This window comes from Pseudomonas sp. IT-P44, from assembly GCF_949768225.1.
Taxonomy (GTDB): Bacteria; Pseudomonadota; Gammaproteobacteria; order Pseudomonadales; family Pseudomonadaceae; genus Aquipseudomonas; species Aquipseudomonas migulae.
In genome coordinates this window covers 20,519-45,588 of sequence record NZ_CATKQM010000012.1, presented here as the reverse complement: position 1 = coordinate 45,588, position 25,070 = coordinate 20,519, and the positions used below count along the sequence as shown (strand labels likewise).

Below are 25,070 nucleotides of genomic sequence, written 5' to 3'. Positions count from 1 at the left end.
CCCTCCAGAAAATGATGACGGCGGCGCCCGGTTGGCGCCGCCGCAATGAATCAGTCCGCCGCGCCTTGCGTTGCCGGCGTGCCGCGACGACGCTTGATCGCCATGGGCCCGCCCAGCAATGCCTTGCGCTGCTCGTTCAATCGCGCATCGGCACGGCGCTGCACCTCGGTGGCCAGTTCCAGCAGATCGCTGACCGTCAGCTCGTCGGCGCGCAACAACGCTTGCAGTACCGCCTCGATTTGTTCGAACAGGCTTTGCAGCGTGCTCGGCAAGTACTGCCCGGCGGGTGTTTCGAAACTCAGGTGAATGTGTTCGGCCTCGTTGTAGAACGCAGCGACCATGCCGATCTCGGCGGCTTGCCGGCCCGACGGGAAGTCCTCGACCAACAAGCCGTCCATGGAGGGCAAGCGACCGACGCCTTCCTGATAGATCAACTTGATGTCGAACAACGGCGAACGCCCGGCCCGACGCGGCAAGCGCAACGCTTCCACCAATCGCTCGAACGGCAGGTCCTGATGGTCCGAAGCCTCCAGAACCGCACGGCGACAGGCTTGCAAAAGTTGCCCGGCAGCCTGGTCGGCATCGACCTCCACTTGCAGCACTAATTGGTTAACGAAGAAGCCGACCATTTGTTCAAGCTCAACTTGATTTCGGTTGGCGATATCGGTGCCGATGCGCACGCGACCGACCTCGGTGCGCTGACGCAACACCAGGGTGAAGCCGGCCAATAGCACCATGAACAGCGACAATCCACGCTGTTGAGCGAAGTCGCGCAACTGCTGACTCAAGGTCGAATTCAAGGTGAAATGTTGGCTGGTGCCCTCCTGCGCCTGACGCTGATCGCCGTCGCCCGGCAGCTCCAGCACGGCTTGCGGCTGGCCGAGGCGCGCCTGCCAGTAATCGAGCTGACGTTGCAGCTCGCCGCCCTGCTCCAGCCACTGACGCTGCCATTTGGCGAAGTCGGCGTATTGCACGCTGTGCTCCGGCAACTGCGCGACACCACCCCGGTTGAGGGTCGGATACAACGTCACGAATTCATTGATCAGAATCCGGAACGACCAGTCATCCGCCGCGATGTGGTGCACCGTCAGCAGCAGCACATGTTCCTGATCCGCGACCTGCAACACCCGCACACGCAGCAATGGCCCGTTGCGCAGATCGAACGGCCGGGCGACTTCTTCACGGGCCCGTTGCGCGGCTTCGACGTCCGGGGCCGGCAAATGCCGCAGGTCGCTGATGGCGAAATCCAGCGGCAGTTCGGCGTGTACCCGCTGCCAGGCCTGGCCGTCTTCCTCATAGAACGTGGTGCGCAACACGGCGTGGCGTTGCACCAGGGTTTCGAAGGTTTGCTGCAACGCCGACAGGTTCAACGCGCCGCGCAACCGCAAGGCGCCGGGCATGTTGTACATCGAGCTGTCGGGTTCGAGGTTCCACAGGAACCACAACCGCTGCTGGGCGAAGGACAACGGCTGGCGTTCGCCGGAGTGGTCCGCCACCAGCGCCGGGCGCTCGCAGACATTGGCGGCGTGCCGCAGGCCTTGCACCTGAGCCGCGAAATCCTGCAGGCGCGGGTGTTCGAACAGACTGCGCAGACTCACCGACAAGCCCAGACGCTGACGAATCTGCGAAACGATCTGCGTGGCCAGCAACGAATGACCGCCCAACTCGAAGAAGCTGTTTTCGCGATCGACACGGGCAACCTGCAACACCTGCTGCCAGATCAGCGCCAGTTCAATCTCAAGCTCACCTTGCGGTGCGGTGCCGGCCACGGCTTCCCAGACTTCGGGTGCCGGCAGCGCCGCGCGGTCGAGTTTGCCGTTGCGGTTGAGCGGCAATGCGCTCATCACCACCAATTGCGCCGGGAGCATGTAGTCCGGCAGACGCTCGCCCAACGCCTGGCGCACGGTTTCGGTGAGTTGACGGGAATCGGCGTTCGGCAACACCGGCACCACATAACCGATCAGTTGCTTGCCACCGACACTTTCGTGCACCAGCACTGCGGCTTCGCTGATCATCGGCAAGCCTTGCAGGTGCGCTTCCAGTTCACCGAGTTCAACGCGGAAACCGCGAATTTTCACCTGATGGTCGATGCGTCCCAGGTACTCCAGCGCGCCGTCCTCGCGATACCGCGCCAGGTCGCCGCTGCGGTACAAGCGTGCACCCGGCGTGGTGGAAAACGGATCGGCGATAAAGCGTTCGGCACTCAAACCCGGACGCTGGTGATAGTGCTGGGCAATGCCGGCATCACCGCCGATGCACAACTCGCCCACGCAACCGGTTGGCAGCAGATGGCCCTCGGTGTCCAGCACATACAACGCCCGACCGGGCAAGGCGCGGCCAATCGGCACGCCGATCAGGTTTTGCGTATCGGCCAAGGTGCACAGGTGGGTGCTGGAAACCACCGTGGCTTCGGTCGGCCCGTAGGTGTTGAGCAGACGTACGTCGCCGAGACCGGCGGCATGCCAGAGCTTCAAGCCTTCCAGCGACATGGCTTCGCCACCGACATGAACCTGCCGCAACCGACCTTTGTCGCGCTGAGGCTGCGCGGCCCATTCCTGGGCAAGCAAATACCAATAGGCCGCTGGCAAGTCCGCCAGGGTCACGCCCTGTTCGATGATCTGTCGGTACAAGGTGTCGGTGTCCCACAGCTCATCGCCGCGCAACACCAGCGCCGCGCCCACGCACAGTGGCGGGTAGCACTGCTCGACAAAGCCGTCGAAGCTGAACGTGGCGAATTGCAGCACGCGGTCGTCGGCGCTGAGTTGCGAATAGTCCGCCGCAATCACGCAAAACTCGCGCAGCGCGGCGTGGGCCAGGCACACGCCTTTCGGCCGCCCGGTGGAACCGGAGGTGTAAATCAGGTACGCGAGGTCTTCGGCACACGCGAGGTTGACCGGGTTGGCCGTGGAATAGCCGGCCAGCGACGCCGTCGTCAGCGCCAGGCGCGGCAAGCCTTCGGGCAGCGCGACATCGGTCAGCAGCTCCGGTTGCGCCAGCAGCAGGTCCATGCCGCTGTCTTCGATCATGTAGGCCAGGCGTTCGGCCGGGTAGTCCGGGTCCAGCGGCACGTAACCGGCACCGGACTTGAGGATGGCCATGAGGCTGACGATCATCTGCGCATTGCGCCGCACCGACAGGCCGACCCGTTGTCCCGGCGCCACACCGTGTTCGCGCAGGCGATGGGCGAGCTGGTTGGCCTGGGCGTTGAGCTGTGCATAAGTCAGTCGCTCGTCGCCGACGATCACGGCCCACGCATCGGGCGTGCGGGCCGCTTGCTGCTCGAAACGCTGATGCGCCAACAGCGGACTGTCCAGCAGCGGCGCGGCGGGACGCGAACCCAGCAATACCTGCGCTGTTTGCTTCGCATCCAACAGACTGACGGCGCCCAGCACTTGCTGCGGCTGCGCAACGAACTGCTCCAGCACATGCAGCAGGTTCGCACTCAAACGCTCGATCTGCGCAGCGCTGAACAAGGCCCGGTCGAAACTGAATTCCAGACGCAGGCTGGCGCCGACTTCGATGCCGAGGGTCAGCGGGTAGCTGGTGATTTCGTGATTGCGCAATGCGCCGAAGGTCAGGCCCGCCGGTGCACCTTGCTTCAGCGCTTCGGCCACCGGGAAGTTTTCGAACACCAGCAAGCTGTCGAACAGCGCGTTGCCCTGCTGCCCGGCCCAGCCCTGAATGTCGTAGAGCGGCACATGCTCGAACTCGCGCAGGCTCAGGTTCAGCGCTTGCAGTTCATTGAGCCATTGGCTGACCGGTTGCGCGGACGACGGCGTGGCAATGATCGGCAAGGTGTTGATGAACAGACCCAACTGTTGCTCGATACCCGGCAACGGTGCGGATCGCCCGGCAATCGTCGCGCCGAAGGCCACGCACGATTGACCGGTATAGCGCTGCAACAGCAGACCCCACGCGCCCTGCAACAAGGTGTTGAGGGTGATTTTCTGCTGCCGGGCAAACTCTGCCAGACGCTGCATCGCGGCGCTTTCGAGCGTCAGGTGATGCTCGCCCATGCCGCGCCCTTCGACCGGCGTCGGCAAGGCGTGCGCCAGCAAGGTTGGGGTTTCGAGCGCGGCCAGCGCCTGTTTCCAGAACTGTTCGCCCGCCGCCGGTGGCTGCTGCTGAATCCAGCCGAGGTAGTCGCGGTATTGCCCCAAAGGTTTGGCCAGTGCCTGCCCGGCGTAATGCTGAATTACCTCGCCGAGCAACTGCGCGTTGCTCCAGCCGTCCATGAGGATGTGATGACTGGTGTAGATCAGGTGCCAGGCGTCGCTGCTCTGGCGCACCAGCATCAGGCGGAACAGCGGCGCGGCACTGAGTTCGAAACCACGGCTGCGCTCCTCGGCGGCCAGTGCATCGAGGTCGATATCGGCCGCTTCGATCACCTGCAATTGCAGGTCGATCTGGCGATGAATCACCTGATGCGCAGCTTCCAGGCCCAACCAGTGGAAGCTGCTGCGCAGAATGTCGTGACGGTTGATCGCCGCCTGCCACGCCCGACCGAAGGCCGCCAGTTCCAGCCCCTGGATATCCAGGCGCAGTTGGTTGATGTAAGCCTCGGCCTGCGGCTCATACAAGGTGTGGAACAGCATGCCCTGCTGCATCGGCGTCAACGGATAAATGTCTTCGATGGCCGGGGCGGCAACGGGCAAGGCGTCCAGCTGCGCCTGATTGATCCGTGCCAACGGGAAGTCTGACGGCGTGACCTGCCCCGCTGGCGTGGCGCAGCAGTGTTCGATCAGTGCGGTGAGTTCTTCGGTGTAGGCGTCGGCCAGTTTTTGAACGGTGCTGTCGGCGAACATGTCGCGACTGAAGCCCCATTGCAGCGAGAGTTGACCGCCATAGACCTGGCTTTCCAGCGTCAGCCAGTTGGCCAACGGCGCATCGTCACCCTGGGCCTGACCGCCGCTTTCCGCTGCGGGTACAAACAGTGCGTCTTCATCGAACTGGCGGTCGAACTGGCCGAGGTAGTTGAAGGTGATCCGTGGCGCCGGTAACCCTTGCAACGCTTCACGCTGGGCCGGTTCGCCGAGGTAACGCAGCAGGCCATATCCCAGGCCTTTGTCGGGGATGGCGCGCAGTTGTTCCTTGATCGCCTTGATCGTGTTTGCCGTTTGCGCGTGAGGTTGCAGGCGCACCGGGAACAGGCTGGTGAACCAGCCCACGGTGCGCGTCAGGTCGAGGTCGTCGAACAGGTCTTCACGGCCATGGCCTTCGAGCTGGATCAGCGTCGAGTTGTGCCCGGTCCAACGGCAGATCACCCGCGCCAGCGCGGTCAGCAGCAGGTCGTTGACCTGAGTGCGATAGGCCGCCGGCGCCGTTTGCAACAACTGCCGCGTCAACCCGGCGTCGAGCTTCGATTCGATTTTTTGGCCATAGCGATGCTGCAAGCTGCCCAGCGGATTTTCACACGGCAGGTCGCAGGCATCGGTGTGTTGTGCCTGCCAGTAAGGCAGTTGTTGATACAGCGTGTGGGCATGCGCTTGCAGGTGTCTGGCCCAGTGTTGATAAGCGCTGGTTTTGTCCGGCAACGTCGCGGCGCTGCCACCCGCCAATTGCGCATAGGCCTGCTGGAGGTCTTCGAGCAGCACCCGCCAGGACACGCCGTCCACCGCCAGATGGTGGACCGCCAGCAGCAGGCGTTGCGTGCCATCGTCGAGGCTGACCAGCAGCGCGCGCATTAACGGCCCATCGGCCAGATCGAGGCTGCGTTGTGCTTCGTCGCACAGGGCCGTCAACGCCTCGGTCGACGCCGCGTGCCGCTGCCACAATCCGGTCGTTTCGACCTGTGGTCCATGAGACTGCTGCCAGCCATCGACGCTCGCGGCAAACCGCAGGCGCAAGGCATCGTGATGGTTAATCAGCGCAACCAGCGCGGCTTCCAGTGCTTGCGGGTTCAGCGCCTCGCGCGGCGTCAACAGCAAGGACTGGTTCCAGTGTTGCGGTTGCGCGATGGCCTGTTCGAAGAAGTAGTGTTGCGCCGGGGTCAGCAGCACTTCGCCGCTGACCGGTCCTTGGTCGATGGCACTGCGGCTGTCGAATGCCGCCACCAGCGCCAGGCTGCGCACGGTCTGGTACTGAAACAGGTCGCGCGGGCTGAGACGGATGCCGGCCTGACGGGCGCGGCTGACCACTTGAATGGAGATGATCGAGTCACCGCCCAGTTCGAAGAAGTTGTCTTCGAGGCCCACACGTTCCAGGCCCAGGACGTCCTGCCAGATCTGCGCCAATGCCATCTGCATCGCATCTTGCGGCGCGACGAACGCCTGTTGCGGCGCCGCGTCCGGTTGCGGCAGGGCCTTGCGGTCCAGTTTGCCGTTGGCGGTCACCGGCAAGGCATCGAGCGGCATCAGGTAAGTGGGCACCATGTATTCCGGCAGGCTATTGAGCAGCCAGCCCTTGAGGGTTTCCGGCCACTGCGCCTCGGCGTTTTCCAGCACCAGGTACGCCACCAGATGTTTGCCGCCCTGCACCAGGACCACCGCCTCGCGCACCAGCGGATGCTGCATCAGGCGGGTTTCGATTTCCCCCAGTTCGATACGCAGGCCGCGCAGTTTCACTTGATGGTCGAGGCGGCCGAGGTACTCGATCACCCCGTCGGCACGCTGGCGCACGCGGTCGCCGGTGCGGTACAGGCGTGCGCCGTCATGGAACGGGCACGGCACAAACCGCTCGGCCGTCAGCCCCGGACGCCGGTGATAACTGCGCGCCAGGCCGGCGCCGCCCAGGTACAACTCCCCCGCCACGCCTGCCGGCACCGGCAGCAACTGCGCGTCCAGAACGTGGGTGCGCAGGTTGGCAATCGGCCGGCCGATGGGCACGCTGTCGGCCCCCTCGTCAACGCACGTCCAGTGGGTCACGTCGATGGCCGCTTCGGTCGGCCCGTACAGATTGAACAATCCGGCGCCCGGCAGTTTGGCGAACACCTGAAGCTGGGCATCCAGCGGCAGGGCTTCACCGCTGCACGCGATGCGTTTGAGGCTGGTGCAGGCTTCTACGCCCGGTTCGTGGATAAACGCCTGAAGCATCGACGGCACGAAGTGCAAGGTGCTGATGCCGAACTCGCCGATGAGGCCGATCAACCGCGCCGGCTCGCGATGCGCTCCCGGCGGTGCCACCACCAGACGGGCACCGGTCATCAACGGCCAGAAGAACTCCCAGACCGACACATCAAAACTGAACGGGGTTTTCTGCAACACCGAGTCGCTGCCGTCCAGCCCGTACGCCTGTTGCATCCAGCACAAACGGTTGACCAGCGCCGCATGGCTGTTGCCGGCGCCCTTGGGTCTGCCGGTGGAACCGGAGGTGTAAATCACATAGGCCAGGTTCAGCGGATTCACCGACACCTGCGGGCAATTTTCGCTGTAACCGGCCAGCCAGTCCTCGTCCTGATCCAGTGCGATGAGCTTGATGCCCTCGGTCGGCAACGAGTCAACCAAGGAGCTTTGGGTCAGCAACACGCCAATTGCACTGTCTTCGATCATGTAGGCCAGGCGTTCCGCCGGGTATTCCGGATCGAGCGGCACGTAAGCACCGCCGGCCTTGAGAATCGCCAATAGGCCAATGACCATTTCCAGCGAACGCTCAACGGCAATCCCCACCAGCACATCGGGACCGACACCCTGCTCGCGCAGGTAATGCGCCAATTGACTGGTGCGCGCATCGAGCTGTGCATAAGTCAGCTGACGGTCGCCAAACACCAGCGCCGGAGCCTCGGGTGTGCGCAGGGCCTGGGCGTGGATCAGTTCATGAATGCATTGCTCGACGGGATAGGTTTCGGCGGTGCGGTTCCAGTCATGCACCAGCACCTGTTGTTCATCCGCCGCCAGCATCGGCAGCTCGCCGACCCGCTGATGTGTGTCGATCACCATTGCCTGCAACAACCGCGTCCAGTGCTGCGCCATGCGCGTGATGGTCGGTGCGTCGAACAGGTCGCTGGCGTAGGTCAGCGCGGCGTGCAGCTTGCCGCTCTTTTCATAGGTGTCGAGGATCAGGTCGAACTGCGTGGTGCGCCCTTCCCACTCGATCGCGCCCAGCACCAGGCCGGACGCGGTGCTGATGCTGGACATGTCCGCGACCTGCGGCTGGTGGTTGTACATCACCTGAAACAGCGGCGTGTGGCTGAGGCTGCGTTCCAGTTTCAGCGCTTCGACCAGACGCTCGAACGGCAAATCCTGATGGGCCTGGGCACCGAGCGCGGTCTCCTTGATGGCGCGCAGCAGATCGTCAACGCGGGTGTGGCCATCGAGCCGGGTGCGCAGCACTTGGGTGTTGACGAAGAAGCCGATCAGGCCTTCGATTTCCGCTCGGTTGCGGTTGGCAATCGGCACGCCGACACGGATATCGGTCTGTCCGGTGTAGCGATGCAACAATGCGTTGAACGCCCCGAGCAACAGCATGAACAGGGTGATGTTGTGTTTCTGCGCGGTGGCGCGCAGTTGCTCGGCCAGTTGCGTGTCGACGGCGAATTCGTAGCGCGTGCCGCGATAGCTCGGCATCGCCGGGCGCGAGTGGTCGGTGGGCAACTCCAGCACCGGGTGCTCATCGCCGAGTTGCGCTTGCCAGTAATCGAGTTGGCGCGCTTGCTCGCCCGCCTCCAGCCAGCGGCGTTGCCACAAGGCGTAGTCGCTGTACTGGATCGGCAGCGGCGCGAGTTGCGGTTGTGCACCGGCCTCGAAGGCGTCGTAGCAGCGGATGAACTCGTCGATCAGCACGTTCATCGACCAGCCGTCGGAGACGATGTGGTGCAGGGTCAGCAGCAGGACGTGTTCCTGCTCGGCGAGTTTGAGCAAGGTCACCCGCAGCAGCGGGCCGATGGACAAATCGAAGGGCAGTACCGATTGCTGTTCGGCCGATTGGGCGACGGCACGTTCGCGCTCCGTTTCCGGCAAGGCGCTGAAGTCCACGTGCTTGATGATCAGCGGCGCGCTGGCCGGCACTTGCAGCAAGGTGTCGTCGGCCTGGCGCTGGAACACCGTGCGCAGGGTTTCGTGACGTTCCACGAGGCTGACGAAGGCTTGTTCCAGCGCCGACAGGTTCAACGCTCCGGTCAAACGCACCGCGCCCGGCAGGTTGTAGGCGCCACTTTGCGCGTCCAGTTGCCACAGAAACCACATGCGCTGCTGGGCATACGACAGCGCCTGGCGATCCTCGGCCTCGACGCCGGCAGGAATGGGGAACCGGGCGAAATCAATGCCTTCCTTTTGCAAGGCCGCAAGGAACATCTGGCGCTTTTCCAGGGGCAACCCGATAAACCGGCGAGCAAGTTTCAAGGAGTCATCAGCATTCATTTCTAAGCATCCGGATCAGTGGCGGGAAGCACAAAGGCACGTCGTCCCTATAAAACGAATGCAGACCGGAAAAATTAGCGAATGAGAATAAGTGTCAGGAGGGAGGTATATCGCCGGATGTGAAGCGCCACAAAACAATGTGGGAGCGGGCTTGCTCGCGAAAGCGTTGGGTCAGCCAACATCAATGTTGAATGATGAACCGCTTTCGCGAGCAAGCCCGCTCCCACATTTGACCGTGTCAGGCAGTCGCGGCCATGGCGTGCCGGCGATGGTGGACGTCGAGCTGGTCCTTGATCACGCGCAGCACCTTGGCTTCGTGCTCATGGATGAAGAAGTGACCGCCGGCCAGCATGTCCACGGAAAAACTGCCGTGGGTTTCCTTGCTCCAGCCGATCAGCTGTTCGGTGGTTGCGCGATCCTCTTTGCCGCCGAGCACGTGCACCGGGCATTTCAGCAACGGACGCTGGATCGGCTCGAAACGGCCGCACAGCAGGAAGTCCGCGCGCAGGATCGGCAGTGTCAGGCTCATCAGCTCTTCATTGGCCAGCACTTCTTCGCTGGTGCCATTGAGGGTACGCAGTTGCTCGATCAGCTCGGCATCGGTTTTCGGATCGGCGAAACCCTGATCGTAATCAGCCCGCATCGTCGGTGCAGCGGTGCCCGAGGCGAACAGCGCCACCGGCTCCGGGCAACCCAGCGAGCGCAAGGCATGGGCCATTTCACAGGCCAGCAACGCGCCGAGACTGTGGCCGAACAGGGCGTACGGCGCCTTGAGCGTGGCTTTCTGTTCCTGGGCGAGTTGCAGCGCCAGGCGCCGCATGTCGGTGTGCAACGGTTCGCCGAACCGCGCGCCACGGCCCGGCAGCTCCACCGGCTGCAGCTTGAGCCACTCCGGCAGTTTGCGCCGCCAGCGGCTGTAAACCATGGCGCTCGCGCCTGAATAGGGCAGGCACAGCAATGTCAGCTGGGTCACCGGGCTTACCTCGAAAAGTTGTCTGTAAGGAGAACGGATGAGGTCCGCCGGGAATTAGTCGACGGTGATGACGCCTTCGCGGGCAAGCCTCGCTCCTACAGGATTTGCGCAGTTCACGCTTTCTGCGCACGACGCAAATCCTGTAGGAGCGAGGCTTGCCCGCGAAGAAGACAGCGAGAAGTCACTGAATGAATACTTACCTAAGGTGGCGATAGGTTGGGACCGCGGAACCAAGCACCACCGCCCCCGCCGCAATCGCCACCCAAAACCCGCTGCGCGCGCCAAACGCATCCACCAGCCAACCCGAACTGGCCGCGCCAATCGCCACGCCGATGCTCATCCCCGTCACCAGCCAGGTCAGGCCTTCGGTGAGTTTGGCCGGCGGCACGATGCGTTCCACCAATGCCATGGCGACAATTAGCGTCGGCGCAAAAGACAGACCCGCGACGAACACCGCCAGCGCCAACCCGACAATATTGGTCGCCAGCAGCAACGGCAACGTGGTCACCGCCGTCGCCACCCCGCCGTACAGAAACAGTCGCGGCAGCGGCACTTTCGAGCGCAACGCGCCGAACGCCAAACCGGCCAGGCATGAACCGATGGCATACACCGACAACACAATGCTCGCCGCCGCCGGTTGCCCTTGATGCTGGGCGAAGGCCACGCTGACCACATCCACCACGCCGACAATGGTGCCCATGGCGACCATCAACAGCATCAGCAACTGAATTTCGCTGGAACGAATGATCGAGCTCTGATGGTGTTCTTCATGGGGATGTATCGCCGGTTCGGTGTCCCGTTGCAGGACGAACGCCGTGACGCCAATCGCCAGCATCAGCAGTGCCGCCAACGGCCCTGCTTCGGGGAACACCACCACGCACAAGCCTACCGACAGCGGCGGCCCGACAATAAAACAGACTTCGTCGAGCACCGACTCCAGGGCGTACGCGGTTTGCAGTTGCGGCTGGCCGCGATAGACCTCGGTCCAGCGCGCCCGCACCATCGCCGACATGCTCGGCATGCAACCGGCCAGCGCGGCAAACACAAACAGCGTCCATTGCGGCGCCTGCAAACGCGTGCACAACAACACCAGCAACAGCGCGCCGCCACCGATCAGTGCCGACACCGGCAAGATGCGACGCTGTCCGAACCGGTCCACCAGCCGCGAAACCTGCGGCGCGCAAAACGCCGTGGCCAAGGCAAACGTCGCCGCCACCGCACCGGCCAGTCCGTAGCCGCCTTGCAGCTGCGAGAGCATGGTGATCAGGCCGATGCCGGTCATGGAAATCGGCATGCGCGCGATCATCCCGGCCAGCACAAAGGCTCGGCTGCCCGGGGCTTTGAACAGTTCGCGGTAGGGGTTGGCCATGGCTCGGCTCTCGACAAGGGCCTGCAAGTTGCCATATGGCCGCTTAAGGTGGAAGCGGCGAAATGTTGGTTGAATGTGAAGGCCCTATCGCCAGCAAGCCGGCTCCTACAGTTGATCGCGTTTCTTCTGGAAGGACTCGGTCCACTGTAGGAGCCGGCTTGCTGGCGATGAACGTTAACTCGGTCCGCCTGCTAAAACACTAAGGCTCTGTGGCCCACACACCTACAAGCACTAAACAAAACCGCACCGCCCCCGAAAAATCGTTTGTTGCCGATCATTACATCCCCACCTAACATCCCTCCTCAACGGGTACAGCGGAGCTGTCCAACAAAACCCGAATTCAAGGAACCTGAATGAGCCAGCGCATCTACCGCAGCATCGACACCCCACTCCGATCCGGCCTGAACCGCGATGAACTGTGGGAAGGCCCCGACAAAGGCCTGATCAAATGCTGGGAAATCGGCCGCCAACGCGCCGCCCGTTTTCCCGAAATGGCCCAACAATGCCTGGCCGGCGAGCTACCGGTGCTGGGCTGGAAAGGGGGCGTCAGCCGCAGCCTGAAGAAACTCGAAAAGTACGGATCCCTCAAATACCTCGCCCAGTGGCAAGGTTTGCGCGGGGAAGACCTGGACGTGGACCTGGCTGAAGAGCGGGCATTGACCTGCTCGCGAACCGGGATGGTGGTGACGTTTACGCCGGATCGGGCGAAGTACTTCAATCAGGTCATGGAAACGGAAGTCTGATCTGCCTCGGAACTCACTGAAAACCGCTCCCGATACGCTTGCGGCGTCACGCCCATCGCCCGCAGGAAGCTGCGCCGCAACGTCTCTTCGCTGCCAAACCCGCACTGCACCGCGACCCGTTTGATCGGCACGCCGGTATCGCTGAGTAACCGCCGCGCCGTCTCGACCCGAATCAGTTCGATGGCCCGCGCGGGTGTCTGGCCGGTGTCGGCGCGGTAGTGACGGACGAAGCTGCGTTCACTCATGCCAGCCTGCAAGGCGAGGGTCGGAACGCCCAGGTCCATGGTGAGGTTTTCGCTGATCCAGGCGTGAAGATCGTCGAAGCGGTTGCCTTCCTTTTGCAACGACAGGGTCACGCTGAATTGTGATTGACCGCCCGGACGCTTCAAAAACACCACCAACTGCTGCGCCACTTCCAGCGCCATGGTGCGACCGAGGTCCTCTTCGACCATGGCCAGCGCGAGGTCGATGCCGGCAGTGACGCCGGCCGAGGTCCAGACCGGGCCGTCATTGATAAAGATTGGATTGGGTTCGACACGCAAGCGCGGGTGTTTTTGCGCCAGCTGTTCGCAACGGGTCCAGTGAGTGACCACCCGCCGGCCATCGAGCCAACCGCTGGCCGCCAGCAAAAACGCCCCGGTACACACCGATGACACCCGCCGACACCCCGCCGCATGTTCACGCACCCAGGCCACCAGCGCCTCATCCTCCGCCGCCGCATAAACGCCCCAGCCGCCGGCAATGATCAGGGTGTCGCTGCCCTGCCCGGGCAACGGTTCGGCCACCAGCGCCAAGCCCGCCGACGACGTCACCGCCCCGCCGCCGCTGGCAATCACCGTCGGCGCGTAAGGCGGCGGCAAGCCTTTCTGGCGGGCAATGTCATTGGCCGAGGCGAACACCTGCAGCGGCCCGGTGACGTCGAGCAGTTGCACGTTGGTGAAGGCGAGCACATGAATAGACTTGGGCATACTTGGCGTAATTCGTGGGGTAATTGGCGTATACGCCAAATCCTACGAGCCTACAGTGAAGCCGTCCACCCACTTCACGAGAAAAACACCATGACGTTGCAGATCGGTTTTCTGTTGTTCCCGCAGGTTCAGCAACTGGACCTGACCGGCCCTTACGACGTGCTCGCCTCGCTGCCGGACGTGAAGGTGCATTTGATCTGGAAAGACCTGATGCCGGTCACCGCGAGCACCGGCCTGGTGCTCAAGCCCACCACCACTTTCGATGATTGCCCGGCGCTGGATGTGATCTGCGTACCCGGCGGCAGCGGTGTCGGGCCATTGATGGAGGATGAGCAGACGTTGGCGTTCATCAAGGCGCAGGCGGCCAATGCGCGGTATGTCACTTCGGTGTGCACCGGCGCGCTGGTACTCGGCGCGGCAGGTTTGCTCAAGGGTAAGCGCGCCACGACTCACTGGGCGTATCACGAGTTGCTTGGACCGTTGGGTGCAATCCCGGTGAAGGATCGGGTGGTGCGCGATGGCAATCTGCTGACTGGTGGCGGGATCACCGCCGGGATCGACTTTGCCCTGACCCTGGCGGCTGAATTGTTCGATAAGGACACGGCGCAATTGGTGCAATTGCAGCTGGAGTACGCGCCGGCACCGCCGTTCGAATCTGGCAGCCCGGAATCAGCGCCTCAGAGTGTTTTGGCAGAGGCTCATCGGCGTACGGCGCCATCGTTGCAGCAGCGGACGCTGATCACTGAACGGGCCGCAGCAAATCTCGGCTTGTAGGTAATCAATGTGGGTTCAGGTTCGCTCATACTCTGTGTACGACGGGGATGAATTGTAGGAGCCGGCTTGCTGGCGATGGCGGTGGGTCAGTCAACAGATTTATCGCCTGAACGCACGCCATCGCCAGCAAGCCGGCTCCTACAGTAGATGTCCGTAATGGCTGAATCACTTTTCTACGGGCGAAAAAAAACCCGCCAGAGGCGGGTTTTTCCCAAGACCATTGTCGACTCCCTGTCGGTAGCGAATCCTTGCTGATGGTCGATCATCCGTGATCCTGAAGCGCTTCCTGTGCTTCAGTTGATGTGGCTAGATTACGCATCGGATCCAATATGCAATAGACGACATAGCTACCATCGCGTGTAAGACATTCGCTATACCAGCCCTTCCGAAAACCCTTAGACGCCTCAGGTATCGAGCGCTCAAGCCGCGAGTTTCGCGGCCTGCAGCGGAGCTACGACGGGTAGGGTCTGCGCCATGGTGATCATTCTTCCTGTCTCACCCGGGCTTTGGCGGTTTCAGCCAAAAACTGTTCAATGTTGTTCATCTGTTCCTCCCAGCCCCTGCTGTCCATGCGGAAAGCCTTTTCGCGGCGTGTCTGGGGGATGTGATCGAAACCGGACTCGGACACCTTGAGCAACGTACCTTCAGGGTGGTCCTCCAGTTCGAACTTCACCAGCGTGGTGGGTTCCTGGGAATAGTCGACATCCGCGCGCACCGCGTAGGGGTGCCAGCGAAACGAAAACACTCGCTCCGGCTCGACCCGCTCCACCAGCACATTCCACAAAACGTGCTCATAACCGGGGTACGTGACCTGCCCCTGAGTCCACTCACCGGCGACAAAACGCTTGCCTTCCAATGCCACGCCAAACCATTGCCCGAACGCTTCGGCATGGGCCAGCACACGCCAGACCTGCGAGCGCGGGGCTTTAAGCAGGATCTTCCTTTCGATGCGATCTGATGCTGGGTTCATAAGTCACCTCCTGTACTGAACAGTAGGCCTGTGTGACCACAAGTCCAACCCTAAAGTTGTACCAATCGGGCCTCTCAATCAACCTGCCTGAAATATTCGGCCGCACATCCGGGCCAAAGTTCGGCGCGGAGAACAAGAGTCATCGGGCGGGAGCTGCTACCGTTTGCAGGGACGACATTGACCGGACAAGGAAGACTCATGCAGCCCTCACTCACGGAACGTTATCGCGGCGCCCTGCTGGGCCTGGCCTGCGGTGATGCCGTCGGCACCACGGTCGAGTTTCAGCCACGCGGCTCGTTCAGCCCCCTGACCGACATGGTGGGCGGCGGCCCTTTCAACCTGAAACCCGGGCAATGGACCGATGACACCTCAATGGCGTTGTGCCTGGCCGAAAGCCTGCTGAGCAAAAACGGCTTCGATGCCGCCGACCAGATGGGGCGCTACCTCAATTGGTGGCAACAGGGTTACATGAGTTCGACCGGGGAATGCTTCGACATCGGCATGACGGTGAGCGAGGCTTTGGCCCGGTATCAGCAAACCGGCGAACCCTTCGCGGGCTCAACCGATCCCTATACGGCAGGGAACGGTTCGTTGATGCGGCTGGTGCCGGTGGTTTTGTACTATTTTCCCGACCGTAACCGGATCAGCGAGTTCTCCGCTCACAGTTCCCGTACGACACACGCCGTGCCTGAAGCCGTTGAGTGCTGCCAGTTGTTCGCCGAGCTGACAAGTAACGCGTTACAGGGCGCGGCCAAAGCGGATTTACTCCGCTTGCCGGCCACGACCTTCCTGGAGCCAAAGGTCGCCGCCATCGCCCGCGGCGATTACTTCGACAAACCCGAAAGCGCTATCCGTGGCAGCGGTTATTGCGTGGCCTCCCTCGAAGCCGCGCTGTGGTGTTTTCATCGCACCGACAGCTTCGAAGCCGCCATCCTGACGGCCGCCAACCTGGGCGATGACGCCGATACCACCGCCGCTATCGTCGGTCAGTTGGCCGGCGCTTTCTACGGTGTCCAGGCCATTCCCGAACGTTGGCTGGCGAAGTTGTACCTACGCGAAGACATCGAGGCTTGCGCGGATCAATTGCTCAAGGCTTCAGCCGCTGACACAGCAAGTGAATGAGGCTTCGCTACACTGCACCTCTTCTTTTCCTGTCACAGCGAGTTTCCCATGAACCCACGCGTGCTCCTGGCGCTGACGCCGTTGCTGTTCACCACCGTTGCCCATGCCGTCGATTGCGACAACGCCACCGACCAGGCCACGATGAATCAATGCGCGGCGCAGCAGAACAAGGCGGCGGACAAGGAGTTGAATGCGCTTTACCAGCAGATCACCGCGCGCTTGAAGGCCAGCCCCGAGAGCAAGAAGCAGTTGATTGGCGCGCAACGGGCGTGGATCGGGTTCCGGGATGCCGAGTGCAAATTTTCGGCGTCCGGGGTTGAGGGCGGGAGTGTTTATCCGTTGATTTACAGCAATTGCATCACCGACCTGACCAAGGCTCGGGTGGAGGCTTTCAAAACTTACTTGAAGTGCCAGGAGGGGGATTTGAGTTGCCCGGTGCCGGGGCAGTAAGTTCTCTAGCGTTTTCCATGGCCTCTTCGCGGGCAAGCCTCGCTCCTACAAGGAATCACCGAAACCCGTAGGAGCGAGGCTTGCCCGCGAAGGCGTCCTTTCAGACGCCGCAACTACCGGACAAATATCTGCGCCGTGGTAATCGCCATATCCCCACCCGGCAACTTGATGCTGCCCACCTGTTTCAGGCTGTCGGCATCAAAAATCGCCACATCGTTAAACGTCCCCGCCAGGTAGATCTTGCTGCCGTCCTTGTTGAAGGAAATGCAGTAGTAGGAATGATCCAGCGTCGCCGCCTGGAGCATTTTCTTTTCCTTGATGTCGTACTTCGCCAGGCGATTGAGCACGCCGAACATCAGGTTCGGGTCCTTCGGCGAGCGCATGCCGCTGAAGTAGATTTCCGTCAGCGGGCCGAAGTCGGTGGTTTCGGTCTTGCCGGTTTTCAGGTCGATGCTGAACAGCCCGTACAGGTACTCGGCGGTCAACGGATCCTGCTTCTTGTCCTTGAACTTTGCCGCGGTGTAGAGCAGCGAGAAGTCATGGCGATAGGTCTGCTGGTTCCACACATAAAGCACGTCCGGCGCGCTGTAGTTCGTCCGTTTCCAGTGACGACTGGGGATCAACACGTCGAACTTGCCGGTTTTCACATCGACCTTGTAGACGTCCGCCCCGGCGACATAAAGCGTACCGTCGTCGCCACTCTGCATGATGGTCAGCTGCCGTGGCGCCGGAAAACTGCGCACGGGTTTGGCATCCATGCCGGCGTCGGTGGCGTAGACATCCAGTCGCGGCTGCTGAACTTCGTAGCGGTCATTGAGCATCAACGTCGGGTTGGCAACGGTGAACAGCTCCTTGCCGTCATGACTGAGGGTGAAGGCGAACATCGACTTCGCTTTCTCCCCCGGCTTTTGGGTGATGCTGGCGTGGAACACCTGTTTGCAGCTGTCCAGCTCGACGCCGTAGACATCCGCGTAGTGATTGTTCAGCACGTAGGCGGTCTTGCGGTCCGGCGACAGCTGAACAGTGCCCGGACCAAAGGCGTCGGGCATCTTGCAGGTCTTGAACAGCGTATCCGTGGCCAGGTCGATCACGTGCAGGTTGTTCGGGTAATTGGTGGTCAACATGTACTCGTGACCGTCTTGCAGAGCAGTGTTTTCATCGGCCAGAACAGTGAGCGAACAGGTGCTCAGGACGGCAAACGCGGCCAGGCCGCAGGCTTTGATGCTAGGCATGCTGGAATCCTTCTTGTCTGTCCGATCACTTGTCTTTAGGGAAGACAGTGCCAAGGTTGCGCCAGTTGTCGTTGGACGCCTGGGCATCCTTGTTCCAGTCCGGGTAGGTGCTCATCATGTCCGGCACCTGGGCCGGCCACCAGCAAGGGTCGGAGCAGCCATAAAGGTCGGCTTCCATCGGCTGGCACAGCGACGACACACCGCCAAACGCATCGATTTCCCAGCCTGGGTCGGTGGTCGAGGCGCAGCCCGCCACAGAGCTCATCGCCACCACTTCTTCGATGCGGTTCTCGGCCGCGGCTTCATCGAGTTTCAACGCTTTGTTATTGATTGCCTTGAGATGTTTCATATCAGTGAGCCTTGCGCGGAGTGATGTAGCTGCTGATAAACGCAGGGTTGTTGGCCATGATCCGGGTGTAGACCTCGATGCCGAAGTCGACCCAGTCACGCATCAGTTCGCAGTAGTGATAGGTCGGGTGGGTCGGGTCGCCGTAACGGGCGTAACTCTCGTGGTAGCAGCCGCCGGAGCAGAGGTTGCGGATCTGGCAGTCTTCGCAGCCGGTGTTGGTACGGTCGAGACGCTGGGACAGGAAGTCGTTCAACTCCACCTGTTTCACCCCGCTGTGCACGTTGCCGAAGGTCGGCAACGACGAGCCGGTGAAACGGTGGCACAGGTTCAGTTCGCCCTTGTGATCCACCGCCAGCATCTTCAGGCCCGCGCCGCACGGCAGGGCTTTTTTGTGGCCTTCGTGGATGTCGGTGATCAACTGGTGAAGGTTGGAGAAGCCGATGTTGCGGTGCTCCAGCGCCGCTTCCAGATAACGCCGACCGAGCGCCTTCATGTTGGCGAACACCTGCACCAGTTCATCACTGGTGAGGTTGAAGCTGCTGATGTCGCCGGAAGTCACCGGAGCAAAGCCGACTTCGGCAAACCCCAGCTCGTTGAACAAGTGATCCCAGATGGTTTCGACGTCGGTAACGCCGGTGGTCAACGTCACTCGCGCGCCAACCGGACGGCTGTTGTACCGCGACAGCAGCATCTCGGCCTTGCGCCGCACCACGTCGTACGTGCCCTGCCCGCCCACGGTGATGCGGTTGCGGTCGTGCACGGTTTTCGGCCCGTCGATACTGACGGAGAGCCCGAAACGGTGGGCGTTGAGGTAGTCCACGGTTTCTTCGGTGAGCAGCGTGGCGTTGGTGGTCATCACGAACTCGACGAACTTGCCGGCTTCGCGAAAACGCTTCTCACAGTAATCGACCATGTACTCGATCAGCTTGCGATTGCTCAACGGTTCGCCGCCGAAGAACACCACGGTGAAACGCTCTTCATCCGGGGATTCGCGCAGCAGCATTTCCACTGACGCAATCGCCGTTTCAACGTCCATTTTCTTGCCCGCCGACGGCTTGTCGAGGTCTTCCTTGTAGCAGTAGGTGCAGCTCAGGTTGCAGCCGGTGTTGACGTTGAGCACCACGGTATTGATCGCGGTGCGCTCGACCCGTTTGGTGCCGATGTCCGGGGTCAGCGGCGAACCGTCGCTGACCAGTTCCAGCGAGATCAGCTCGCGCAGGGTCTCGGTGATTTCTTCGCCGTTGAAACGTGCGGCCAGGCGCTGGATCAGGTCGTCCGACGAACAGCCTGGACCGCGCAAGGTGTCGATGATGGTGCCCGTCAGCTCATCGCTGGCGAACAGCGAACTGCTGGGAATGTGGAACAGCATGCGGTCGGCATCGACGTGCACTTCGTGCAGATTCCGCTCGACCAGATTCAAAATAGCGCCCATTGCAACCTCCTGTGCAGACCTCTTTTACGAGGCCTGCGGTCATTCCAAAAAGTGTCTGAAACGGTTAACGGTCAGCCAACTCATGGAATGGGTGGATTGTTCCAGCGTTGCACGGTGACGATCATGTGGCCCTCGCCGGTCAGGGATTTCCCTGCGTCGTCGACGGCGGCGATCACCTTGAGGTTGCCGGCATTGTTGGTGGACATTTTGCGTTGCGGGTTCGGCCCGGCATCGCCCGGTGTGAACACGCCGCTGTCAGCCTGCATGGTGCCGGCGAACTTGACGTCTTCATCTTCCTTGGCGCGGTCGTCGAAGGCTTCGACTTTCCATTGCGCCGGGAACACGCCGATGCGATACGGTTTGCCGTCAGCGCCCTTGCCCCAGGCTTCGGCGTCAAAACGGCCCTGGACTTTCGGCGTCGAACCACCGCCCTCGCCGATCCGCGCCACCGAGAACTCGGGCACGACTTTGACTTCGGCGATTTTGCTGTAGACCGACAGGGTCGGGCCTTTCAGCGTGCCGACGGTGACGTTGCGCAGCCCCGGTTGGGCATTGGCGGCTGCCTTGAGCTTGACGCGCATACGCTGCGGACTTTGCTCCAGCACTTCGACCACTTCCACGCCTTTGCCGAAGTTCGGCTTACCGCTGAGACCGCTGCCGACCAGGGTCACTTCAGACTCGCTGCCGGCCTTGAGGTAACCCGGCTGCACCGCGAGCAAACGACTGCTGCCCTGCTTGGCCGCGACGAAGTCCAGACCCCGTTCATCGTGCTCGGCCTCGAACATCCGGCCTTGCATCGCATTGCCTTGGGCGGCGAACACCTGGCGCATGGTCACGCCGTCGATGGTCACGTTGCCGCGCCATTCGTAGCCGGTGTAGAGAATCGCACTGCCGTCGCCATTGAACGGCGTGCCGTCGGCGTATTGGCCTTTGACGCTGACCTTGAAGGTGTCGTCGCCAGCGGCGGTCACGCTCATCACCCCGGCCAGTTCACCTTTGCCCGGCAAGTGGCCGCTGAAGCTCCAGTCACCGGCAAACGCTTCGGCTTTGGGTGCTGCGCTCAGCCATTTTTTCCAGGCCGGGTTGTCCAGCGGATAACGCTTGGCCAACAGCGGCACCATGTCTTTGCGGGCAATGTCGAACCAGTCGCGGTCGCGGGCCAACGCCTGGTATTCGAGGGACGGCCATTGACCGAGGTGGAAACTCACCAGGCGCTCCCATTCCTGGGCCGGACGCCGTTGCAAGGCGACCCGCGCACCGGAGTGGCAGCGACCGCACATCTGGCTGGTCTGGTCGTCGAACTTCTCGACGGTATTGAGTCGACGCTCCAGCGCGTAACGCACGCCGTCCGTCTCGCTCGGCGCCAGACCCTGGGTGTCGGCCAGGTATTTGACCAGCGTACGGCGGTCGTCATCGCTGATCTGCAAACCATGCATGGTCTGCATCCGGGCGATGCTCATCAGCCAGCCTTCCGGGGTCTTGCGCTGGTGGCTGATGCGGCTCAGGGTGTTTTCGGCTTCAGGGGTGTGACAGCCCTGACAGGTTTCCTTGAGGATGGTCTGGGCGTCGCGGGCTGCCAGGCTGTCAGGCGAATGCAGCGCCACACACGCGGCCACGGCCAGCAGACTGACGCTCAGGCCTGATCGGAGTTTTCTCTTCATCAACGTCGAACCTCGCACGGTGCTTTCTTATTTTTGTGGCTTATCGTTTTTATGGTTTCTGCCGCCGGCGGCGCACCGCAGACGGAGGCAAGAGAAACGTCTGCGATGAGCAATACACGGAGCGTGCCAGCTTGCCGATTACCTTTTTTATCAAGCGTTTGCGTGAAGTTGAATGCGATTGGCCATGCTTGATCGAGAGCGCGTGCGTCTAATATCGCGACAGTTGTTGCAGTCTGAGACAAGCATAGATGCCTTAACCGGGACAGCTCATCGCCCGGCGATTGACGACAGTCCCGTGCGGGGGCGAAATGGTTGTTCACCAATTGCCGTTCAGGGGATAACGAAATGGCAAACATCACTGTCCTGGCGGGGGACTTTCTGCAGGGTGACGGAGAGTACAGAGACGGCGTTTTCACCTTGAGAACGTCGCTTCACCCATGGCCCGGCATCACCCTGCCACTCTCCTCGTTCAAAAGCGTGGAAGTCGCCAACGAAGAGTCGATCAACAACATCAAGGACGCCATCGGCTTTGGCGTCGCCGGCGCCATGCTGCTGGGGCCCATCGGCGCGATTGCCGGTTTCATGCTGGCCGGAAAAGAAACCGAAGTGACCTTTCTGGCAACGCTGAAAGACGACAAAAAGCTGCTGGCCGCCGTTGATAGCAACACGTTCGACGAGATTTCCCGGAAAATAGCAGCCTGATTGCCTGACGCGAGCCGCACCGGCCTTCAACGGTGCGGCTTGTCGCCGGTTCAGATGGAATAGGTGGGATGAATGCTCTTGTGCGCCTCGATTTCCTGGCGCATGTCCGCCACCAGCGTGGCGATGGCATGGGGACTGTCCAGTGTCCACACCGGAACGTGGGTGGCGATCAGGTCCACTTTGCCCGTCATGCAGTCACAGACCCGGATCGTCATGGACTGGTCCGCTTCCATGTTGCAGGTGCAGACGGCGGGTAGAAAACTGTGTTCGATGATGCTTTGAATTTCCAGGGTTGAAAGGAACATCGCAACCTCCCTTACGCCAGATGTATAGCAGGGGAAATGCTCCGTCATTTCACCACCGAGCCTGAAAATTCTATTCCCCAAAAGTAGGGGGCTCAAGGGCGCAACCCGGTTGCTCGTCGTCTCGACGGGTGGTCATCGGCGCTCAAGTTATCGCGCTTTGCGCCGATAACCTGCTACACCAAACGTTAAGGGAATGACGACATGGCAATTTCTTTAAATGCAGCCTTGATCCAGCCATCGGCCGCTCAGCTCAGCCAGTCCAGCCAACCACTGACCGCGAAAACGCTGACTGAAGACCTGCAGAAAACAGCGGTCAACATCAATCCGGCAGCGATTTACCATCCAGGCGATGAAACCCCGGCACCCAGCCCGGCCATGGAATCGATCGAGACCTGGATCGGCCGATCCCAGTCACCTGACTTCCCGCAGGTTGCCGAGCGGCACAAAAATGCCCATCAATCGCTGAAATACTCCTTCGAAGAGTTCCAGTCAGCGTTGGCCCACGCCTATCCGGATCTCGCCGACAAAAAATTCGGCTTCACCATTCAAGCGGATGGAAGCCTCAAAGCCCTCAACAGTTCAGGCCAGCTCAGTTCTTCCGATATGAACCGGCTGAACAATCTGCTGAATGCTTCCAGTTCGCTGAAATCGGCAGCGAGCAGTTACCGCGACGCCTCCATCGACCTGGTGGCCGCCGACTCTGTATGGGGCGGCAGCTACGTGGGCGGGTACAACCTGAACAAGGAAAACTTCGCCAACACCATCGATCTGGGCGCCCTGTTCTTGAAGAAAGGCTCGGTGCCAAACGCTGAAACCCTGAACGGCTTCTTCTCTTCCCAGTTGTGGAGTAAAGGCGAGCGGATGACGCGAGAGACGGAGACGGTGATGCTGGCCGAGCGCAATAAGATCGACGTGACGGCCTGATTCCGACAACAGGCGCGGAGTGCCCGAATCAGCTCAGGCCACATCGTTGGCCTGAGCTGAAAAACCCGTCTCTTGAATCTCAGCCGCCGTCGCGATTTGCGACAAGATAGCGGAACCCGACGGCCCCAAATTTCATCCCACGCCCGCCGCCAAAGGGCTATCCGGCCCTTCCGGACAGTTGGCACAGCCATTGCGAAAGCCTCGTTCTCACGAACAACAAGAGGCCTCGCCATGACGCTCCCCTACCTGCTTCCCGCCACCTCGGCGTTCATCCAGCGCGCCCCGCGCATGCTTATCGGCGGCGACTGGGTCGAGGCTGCCGACGGCCAGACCATGCCACTGCACAACCCGGCCACCGGCGAAGTGCTGTGCGTGGTGCCGCGGGCCACGCCCGAAGACGTTGACCGTGCGGTGCTCGCGGCGCGTCAGGCGTTCGATGATTCCGCCTGGACCCGCACCCGCCCCCGCGAGCGGCAGAATTTGCTGTGGAAACTCGCCGACCTGATGGAACGCGACGCCGAACTGCTGGCGCAGCTGGAATGCCTGAACAACGGCAAGAGCGCGGCGGTGGCTCAGGTGATGGACGTGCAACTGTCCATCGATTTCCTGCGCTACATGGCCGGTTGGGCGACCAAGATCGAAGGCTCCAGCGTGGAAGTGTCGTTGCCGCTGATGCCAAACGATCAGTTCCACAGTTTCATTCGTCGCGAAGCGGTGGGCGTGGTCGGCGCCATCGTCGCCTGGAACTTCCCGCTGCTGCTGGCCTGCTGGAAACTCGGCCCGGCCCTGGCCACCGGTTGCACCGTGGTGCTCAAACCCGCCGACGAAACCCCGCTGACTGCCTTGAAACTCGCTGAGCTGGTGCTGGAAGCCGGTTACCCCGAAGGCGTGTTCAACGTGGTCACCGGCACCGGCATCACCGCCGGTTCGGCGCTGACCCACAACCCGCTGGTGGACAAGCTGACCTTCACCGGCTCCACCGCCGTCGGCAAGCAGATCGGCAAGATCGCCATGGATTCCATGACCCGCGTCACCCTGGAACTGGGTGGCAAATCGCCGACCATCGTCATGGCCGACGCCGACCTGAAGTCCGCTGCCGCAGGCGCTGCCAGTGCGATTTTCTTCAACCAGGGTCAGGTCTGCTGTGCCGGTTCGAGGCTGTATGTGCAGCGCAAGCATTTCGACAATGTGGTGGCGGACATCGCCGACATTGCCAACGCCATGAAGCTCGGCAACGGGCTGGACCCGAGTGTCGAGATGGGGCCGCTGATCTCGGCGCGCCAGCAGGAACGGGTTTACGGGTACATCGAAAAAGGTCGGGAAAGCGGTGCGACGATTGCCTGCGGCGGTGAGCAATTCGGGCCGGGATTCTTCGTCAAACCGACAGTGATCGTTGATGTCGACCAGAAGCACTCGCTGGTGCAGGAAGAGATCTTCGGGCCGGTGCTGGTGGCCATTCCATTTGATGATGAAGCCGACGCGTTGCGCATGGCCAACGACAGTCCCTACGGGCTTGGCGCGAGCATCTGGTCGAATGATCTGGCGGCGGTGCACCGGATGATCCCGCGGATCAAGTCGGGCTCGGTGTGGGTCAATTGCCACAGCGCCCTGGACCCGGCGCTGCCGTTTGGCGGGTACAAGATGTCGGGGGTCGGGCGGGAGATGGGGTATGCGGCGATCGAGCATTACACCGAGTTGAAGTCGGTGTTGATCAAGCTTTGATCTTTATCGTTCTTTAGGCCGCCTTCGCGGGCAAGCCTCGCTCCTACAAGGGCGCGAAAACCTGTAGGAGCGAGGCTTGCC

The 25,070-nt window shown here is 61.7% G+C and carries 17 protein-coding genes; 7 read left to right on the top strand and 10 right to left on the bottom strand.

The genetic code is table 11. The features are described 5' to 3' along the window. Positions 1–50: 50 nt before the first annotated feature. From ACM6IO_RS06705 to ACM6IO_RS06695, 3 genes are all read right to left on the bottom strand, one after another. Positions 51–9,293 (bottom strand): amino acid adenylation domain-containing protein, encoded by a 9,243-nt coding sequence (locus ACM6IO_RS06705; protein ID WP_414911193.1) that lies wholly within the window; start codon positions 9,291–9,293, stop codon positions 51–53. A gap of 238 nt (positions 9,294–9,531) precedes the next feature. After that, positions 9,532–10,266, bottom strand: coding sequence for a thioesterase II family protein (locus tag ACM6IO_RS06700; protein WP_008032305.1), 735 nt, complete (start codon positions 10,264–10,266; stop codon positions 9,532–9,534). A 196-nt stretch (positions 10,267–10,462) separates the two neighbouring features. Continuing rightward, a complete protein-coding gene (locus tag ACM6IO_RS06695) occupies positions 10,463–11,635 on the bottom strand; it encodes an MFS transporter (protein ID WP_414911192.1) in 1,173 nt (390 codons plus the stop codon). Between the two features lie 353 nt (positions 11,636–11,988). Between ACM6IO_RS06695 and ACM6IO_RS06690 the strand changes: the two genes are divergently transcribed. Continuing rightward, a complete protein-coding gene (locus tag ACM6IO_RS06690; RefSeq protein ID WP_008027948.1) occupies positions 11,989–12,378 on the top strand; it encodes a hypothetical protein in 390 nt (129 codons plus the stop codon). On the opposite strand, the gene ACM6IO_RS06685 is transcribed toward ACM6IO_RS06690, so the two are convergent. Further along, positions 12,354–13,346, bottom strand: coding sequence for a GlxA family transcriptional regulator (locus tag ACM6IO_RS06685; RefSeq protein ID WP_223554073.1), 993 nt, complete (start codon positions 13,344–13,346; stop codon positions 12,354–12,356). The genes ACM6IO_RS06690 and ACM6IO_RS06685 overlap by 25 nt on opposite strands. Positions 13,347–13,436: 90 nt before the next feature. On the opposite strand from ACM6IO_RS06685, the gene inhA reads away from it, so the two are divergent. Next, entirely contained in the window at positions 13,437–14,120 is a 684-nt protein-coding gene (gene inhA / locus ACM6IO_RS06680; RefSeq protein WP_008027950.1) for an isonitrile hydratase, read from the top strand. Positions 14,121–14,601: 481 nt separating this feature from the next. On the opposite strand, the gene ACM6IO_RS06675 is transcribed toward inhA, so the two are convergent. Beyond that, positions 14,602–15,090 (bottom strand): SRPBCC family protein, encoded by a 489-nt coding sequence (locus ACM6IO_RS06675; RefSeq protein WP_008039944.1) that lies wholly within the window; start codon positions 15,088–15,090, stop codon positions 14,602–14,604. 198 nt (positions 15,091–15,288) lie between these two features. Between ACM6IO_RS06675 and ACM6IO_RS06670 the strand changes: the two genes are divergently transcribed. Continuing rightward, positions 15,289–16,212, top strand: coding sequence for an ADP-ribosylglycohydrolase family protein (locus ACM6IO_RS06670; RefSeq protein WP_414911191.1), 924 nt, complete (start codon positions 15,289–15,291; stop codon positions 16,210–16,212). A 48-nt stretch (positions 16,213–16,260) separates the two neighbouring features. Beyond that, positions 16,261–16,662 (top strand): lysozyme inhibitor LprI family protein, encoded by a 402-nt coding sequence (locus ACM6IO_RS06665; protein ID WP_414911190.1) that lies wholly within the window; start codon positions 16,261–16,263, stop codon positions 16,660–16,662. Between the two features lie 113 nt (positions 16,663–16,775). Here ACM6IO_RS06665 and peaD read toward each other — a convergent pair whose 3' ends face one another. From peaD to peaA, 4 genes are all read right to left on the bottom strand, one after another. Next, positions 16,776–17,894: a quinohemoprotein amine dehydrogenase subunit beta gene (gene peaD, locus ACM6IO_RS06660; RefSeq protein WP_414911189.1), complete on the bottom strand. Its 1,119-nt coding sequence runs from the start codon at positions 17,892–17,894 to the stop codon at positions 16,776–16,778. 25 nt (positions 17,895–17,919) lie between these two features. Further along, positions 17,920–18,243, bottom strand: coding sequence for a quinohemoprotein amine dehydrogenase subunit gamma (qhpC, locus tag ACM6IO_RS06655; RefSeq protein WP_008027961.1), 324 nt, complete (start codon positions 18,241–18,243; stop codon positions 17,920–17,922). A gap of 1 nt (position 18,244) precedes the next feature. Further along, on the bottom strand, positions 18,245–19,675 hold the full coding sequence (gene peaB, locus ACM6IO_RS06650) for a quinohemoprotein amine dehydrogenase maturation protein (RefSeq protein ID WP_008027964.1): 1,431 nt from the start codon (positions 19,673–19,675) through the stop codon (positions 18,245–18,247). 80 nt (positions 19,676–19,755) lie between these two features. Further along, complete coding sequence (gene peaA, locus ACM6IO_RS06645) at positions 19,756–21,336, bottom strand: quinohemoprotein amine dehydrogenase subunit alpha (RefSeq protein ID WP_414911188.1); 1,581 nt, start codon at positions 21,334–21,336, stop codon at positions 19,756–19,758. Positions 21,337–21,681: 345 nt separating this feature from the next. Between peaA and ACM6IO_RS06640 the strand changes: the two genes are divergently transcribed. Beyond that, positions 21,682–22,038: a hypothetical protein gene (locus ACM6IO_RS06640; RefSeq protein ID WP_008039921.1), complete on the top strand. Its 357-nt coding sequence runs from the start codon at positions 21,682–21,684 to the stop codon at positions 22,036–22,038. Between the two features lie 50 nt (positions 22,039–22,088). Here ACM6IO_RS06640 and ACM6IO_RS06635 read toward each other — a convergent pair whose 3' ends face one another. Next, positions 22,089–22,343, bottom strand: a complete 255-nt coding sequence (locus tag ACM6IO_RS06635; RefSeq protein WP_008027970.1) for a DUF1652 domain-containing protein — start codon at positions 22,341–22,343, stop codon at positions 22,089–22,091. Positions 22,344–22,544: 201 nt separating this feature from the next. Between ACM6IO_RS06635 and ACM6IO_RS06630 the strand changes: the two genes are divergently transcribed. Both ACM6IO_RS06630 and ACM6IO_RS06625 read left to right on the top strand, forming a co-directional pair. Beyond that, positions 22,545–23,267, top strand: a complete 723-nt coding sequence (locus ACM6IO_RS06630; RefSeq protein ID WP_223480726.1) for a hypothetical protein — start codon at positions 22,545–22,547, stop codon at positions 23,265–23,267. 231 nt (positions 23,268–23,498) lie between these two features. After that, on the top strand, positions 23,499–24,989 hold the full coding sequence (locus ACM6IO_RS06625; protein WP_226300029.1) for an aldehyde dehydrogenase family protein: 1,491 nt from the start codon (positions 23,499–23,501) through the stop codon (positions 24,987–24,989). Positions 24,990–25,070: the final 81 nt, after the last annotated feature.

Bases quoted from the DNA above. Each gene is read 5' to 3' on its own strand.
- peaD (WP_414911189.1), bottom strand. From the start codon at position 17,894: ATGCCTAGCATCAAAGCCTGCGGCCTGGCCGCGTTTGCCGTCCTGAGC.
- ACM6IO_RS06665 (WP_414911190.1), top strand. From the start codon at position 16,261: ATGAACCCACGCGTGCTCCTGGCGCTGACGCCGTTGCTGTTCACCACC.
- inhA (WP_008027950.1), top strand. From the start codon at position 13,437: ATGACGTTGCAGATCGGTTTTCTGTTGTTCCCGCAGGTTCAGCAACTG.
- ACM6IO_RS06690 (WP_008027948.1), top strand. From the start codon at position 11,989: ATGAGCCAGCGCATCTACCGCAGCATCGACACCCCACTCCGATCCGGC.
- ACM6IO_RS06640 (WP_008039921.1), top strand. From the start codon at position 21,682: ATGGCAAACATCACTGTCCTGGCGGGGGACTTTCTGCAGGGTGACGGA.
- ACM6IO_RS06705 (WP_414911193.1), bottom strand. From the start codon at position 9,293: ATGAATGCTGATGACTCCTTGAAACTTGCTCGCCGGTTTATCGGGTTG.
- qhpC (WP_008027961.1), bottom strand. From the start codon at position 18,243: ATGAAACATCTCAAGGCAATCAATAACAAAGCGTTGAAACTCGATGAA.
- ACM6IO_RS06630 (WP_223480726.1), top strand. From the start codon at position 22,545: ATGGCAATTTCTTTAAATGCAGCCTTGATCCAGCCATCGGCCGCTCAG.
- ACM6IO_RS06670 (WP_414911191.1), top strand. From the start codon at position 15,289: ATGCAGCCCTCACTCACGGAACGTTATCGCGGCGCCCTGCTGGGCCTG.
- ACM6IO_RS06695 (WP_414911192.1), bottom strand. From the start codon at position 11,635: ATGGCCAACCCCTACCGCGAACTGTTCAAAGCCCCGGGCAGCCGAGCC.
- peaB (WP_008027964.1), bottom strand. From the start codon at position 19,675: ATGGGCGCTATTTTGAATCTGGTCGAGCGGAATCTGCACGAAGTGCAC.
- peaA (WP_414911188.1), bottom strand. From the start codon at position 21,336: ATGAAGAGAAAACTCCGATCAGGCCTGAGCGTCAGTCTGCTGGCCGTG.
- ACM6IO_RS06675 (WP_008039944.1), bottom strand. From the start codon at position 15,090: ATGAACCCAGCATCAGATCGCATCGAAAGGAAGATCCTGCTTAAAGCC.
- ACM6IO_RS06625 (WP_226300029.1), top strand. From the start codon at position 23,499: ATGACGCTCCCCTACCTGCTTCCCGCCACCTCGGCGTTCATCCAGCGC.
- ACM6IO_RS06685 (WP_223554073.1), bottom strand. From the start codon at position 13,346: ATGCCCAAGTCTATTCATGTGCTCGCCTTCACCAACGTGCAACTGCTC.
- ACM6IO_RS06635 (WP_008027970.1), bottom strand. From the start codon at position 22,343: ATGTTCCTTTCAACCCTGGAAATTCAAAGCATCATCGAACACAGTTTT.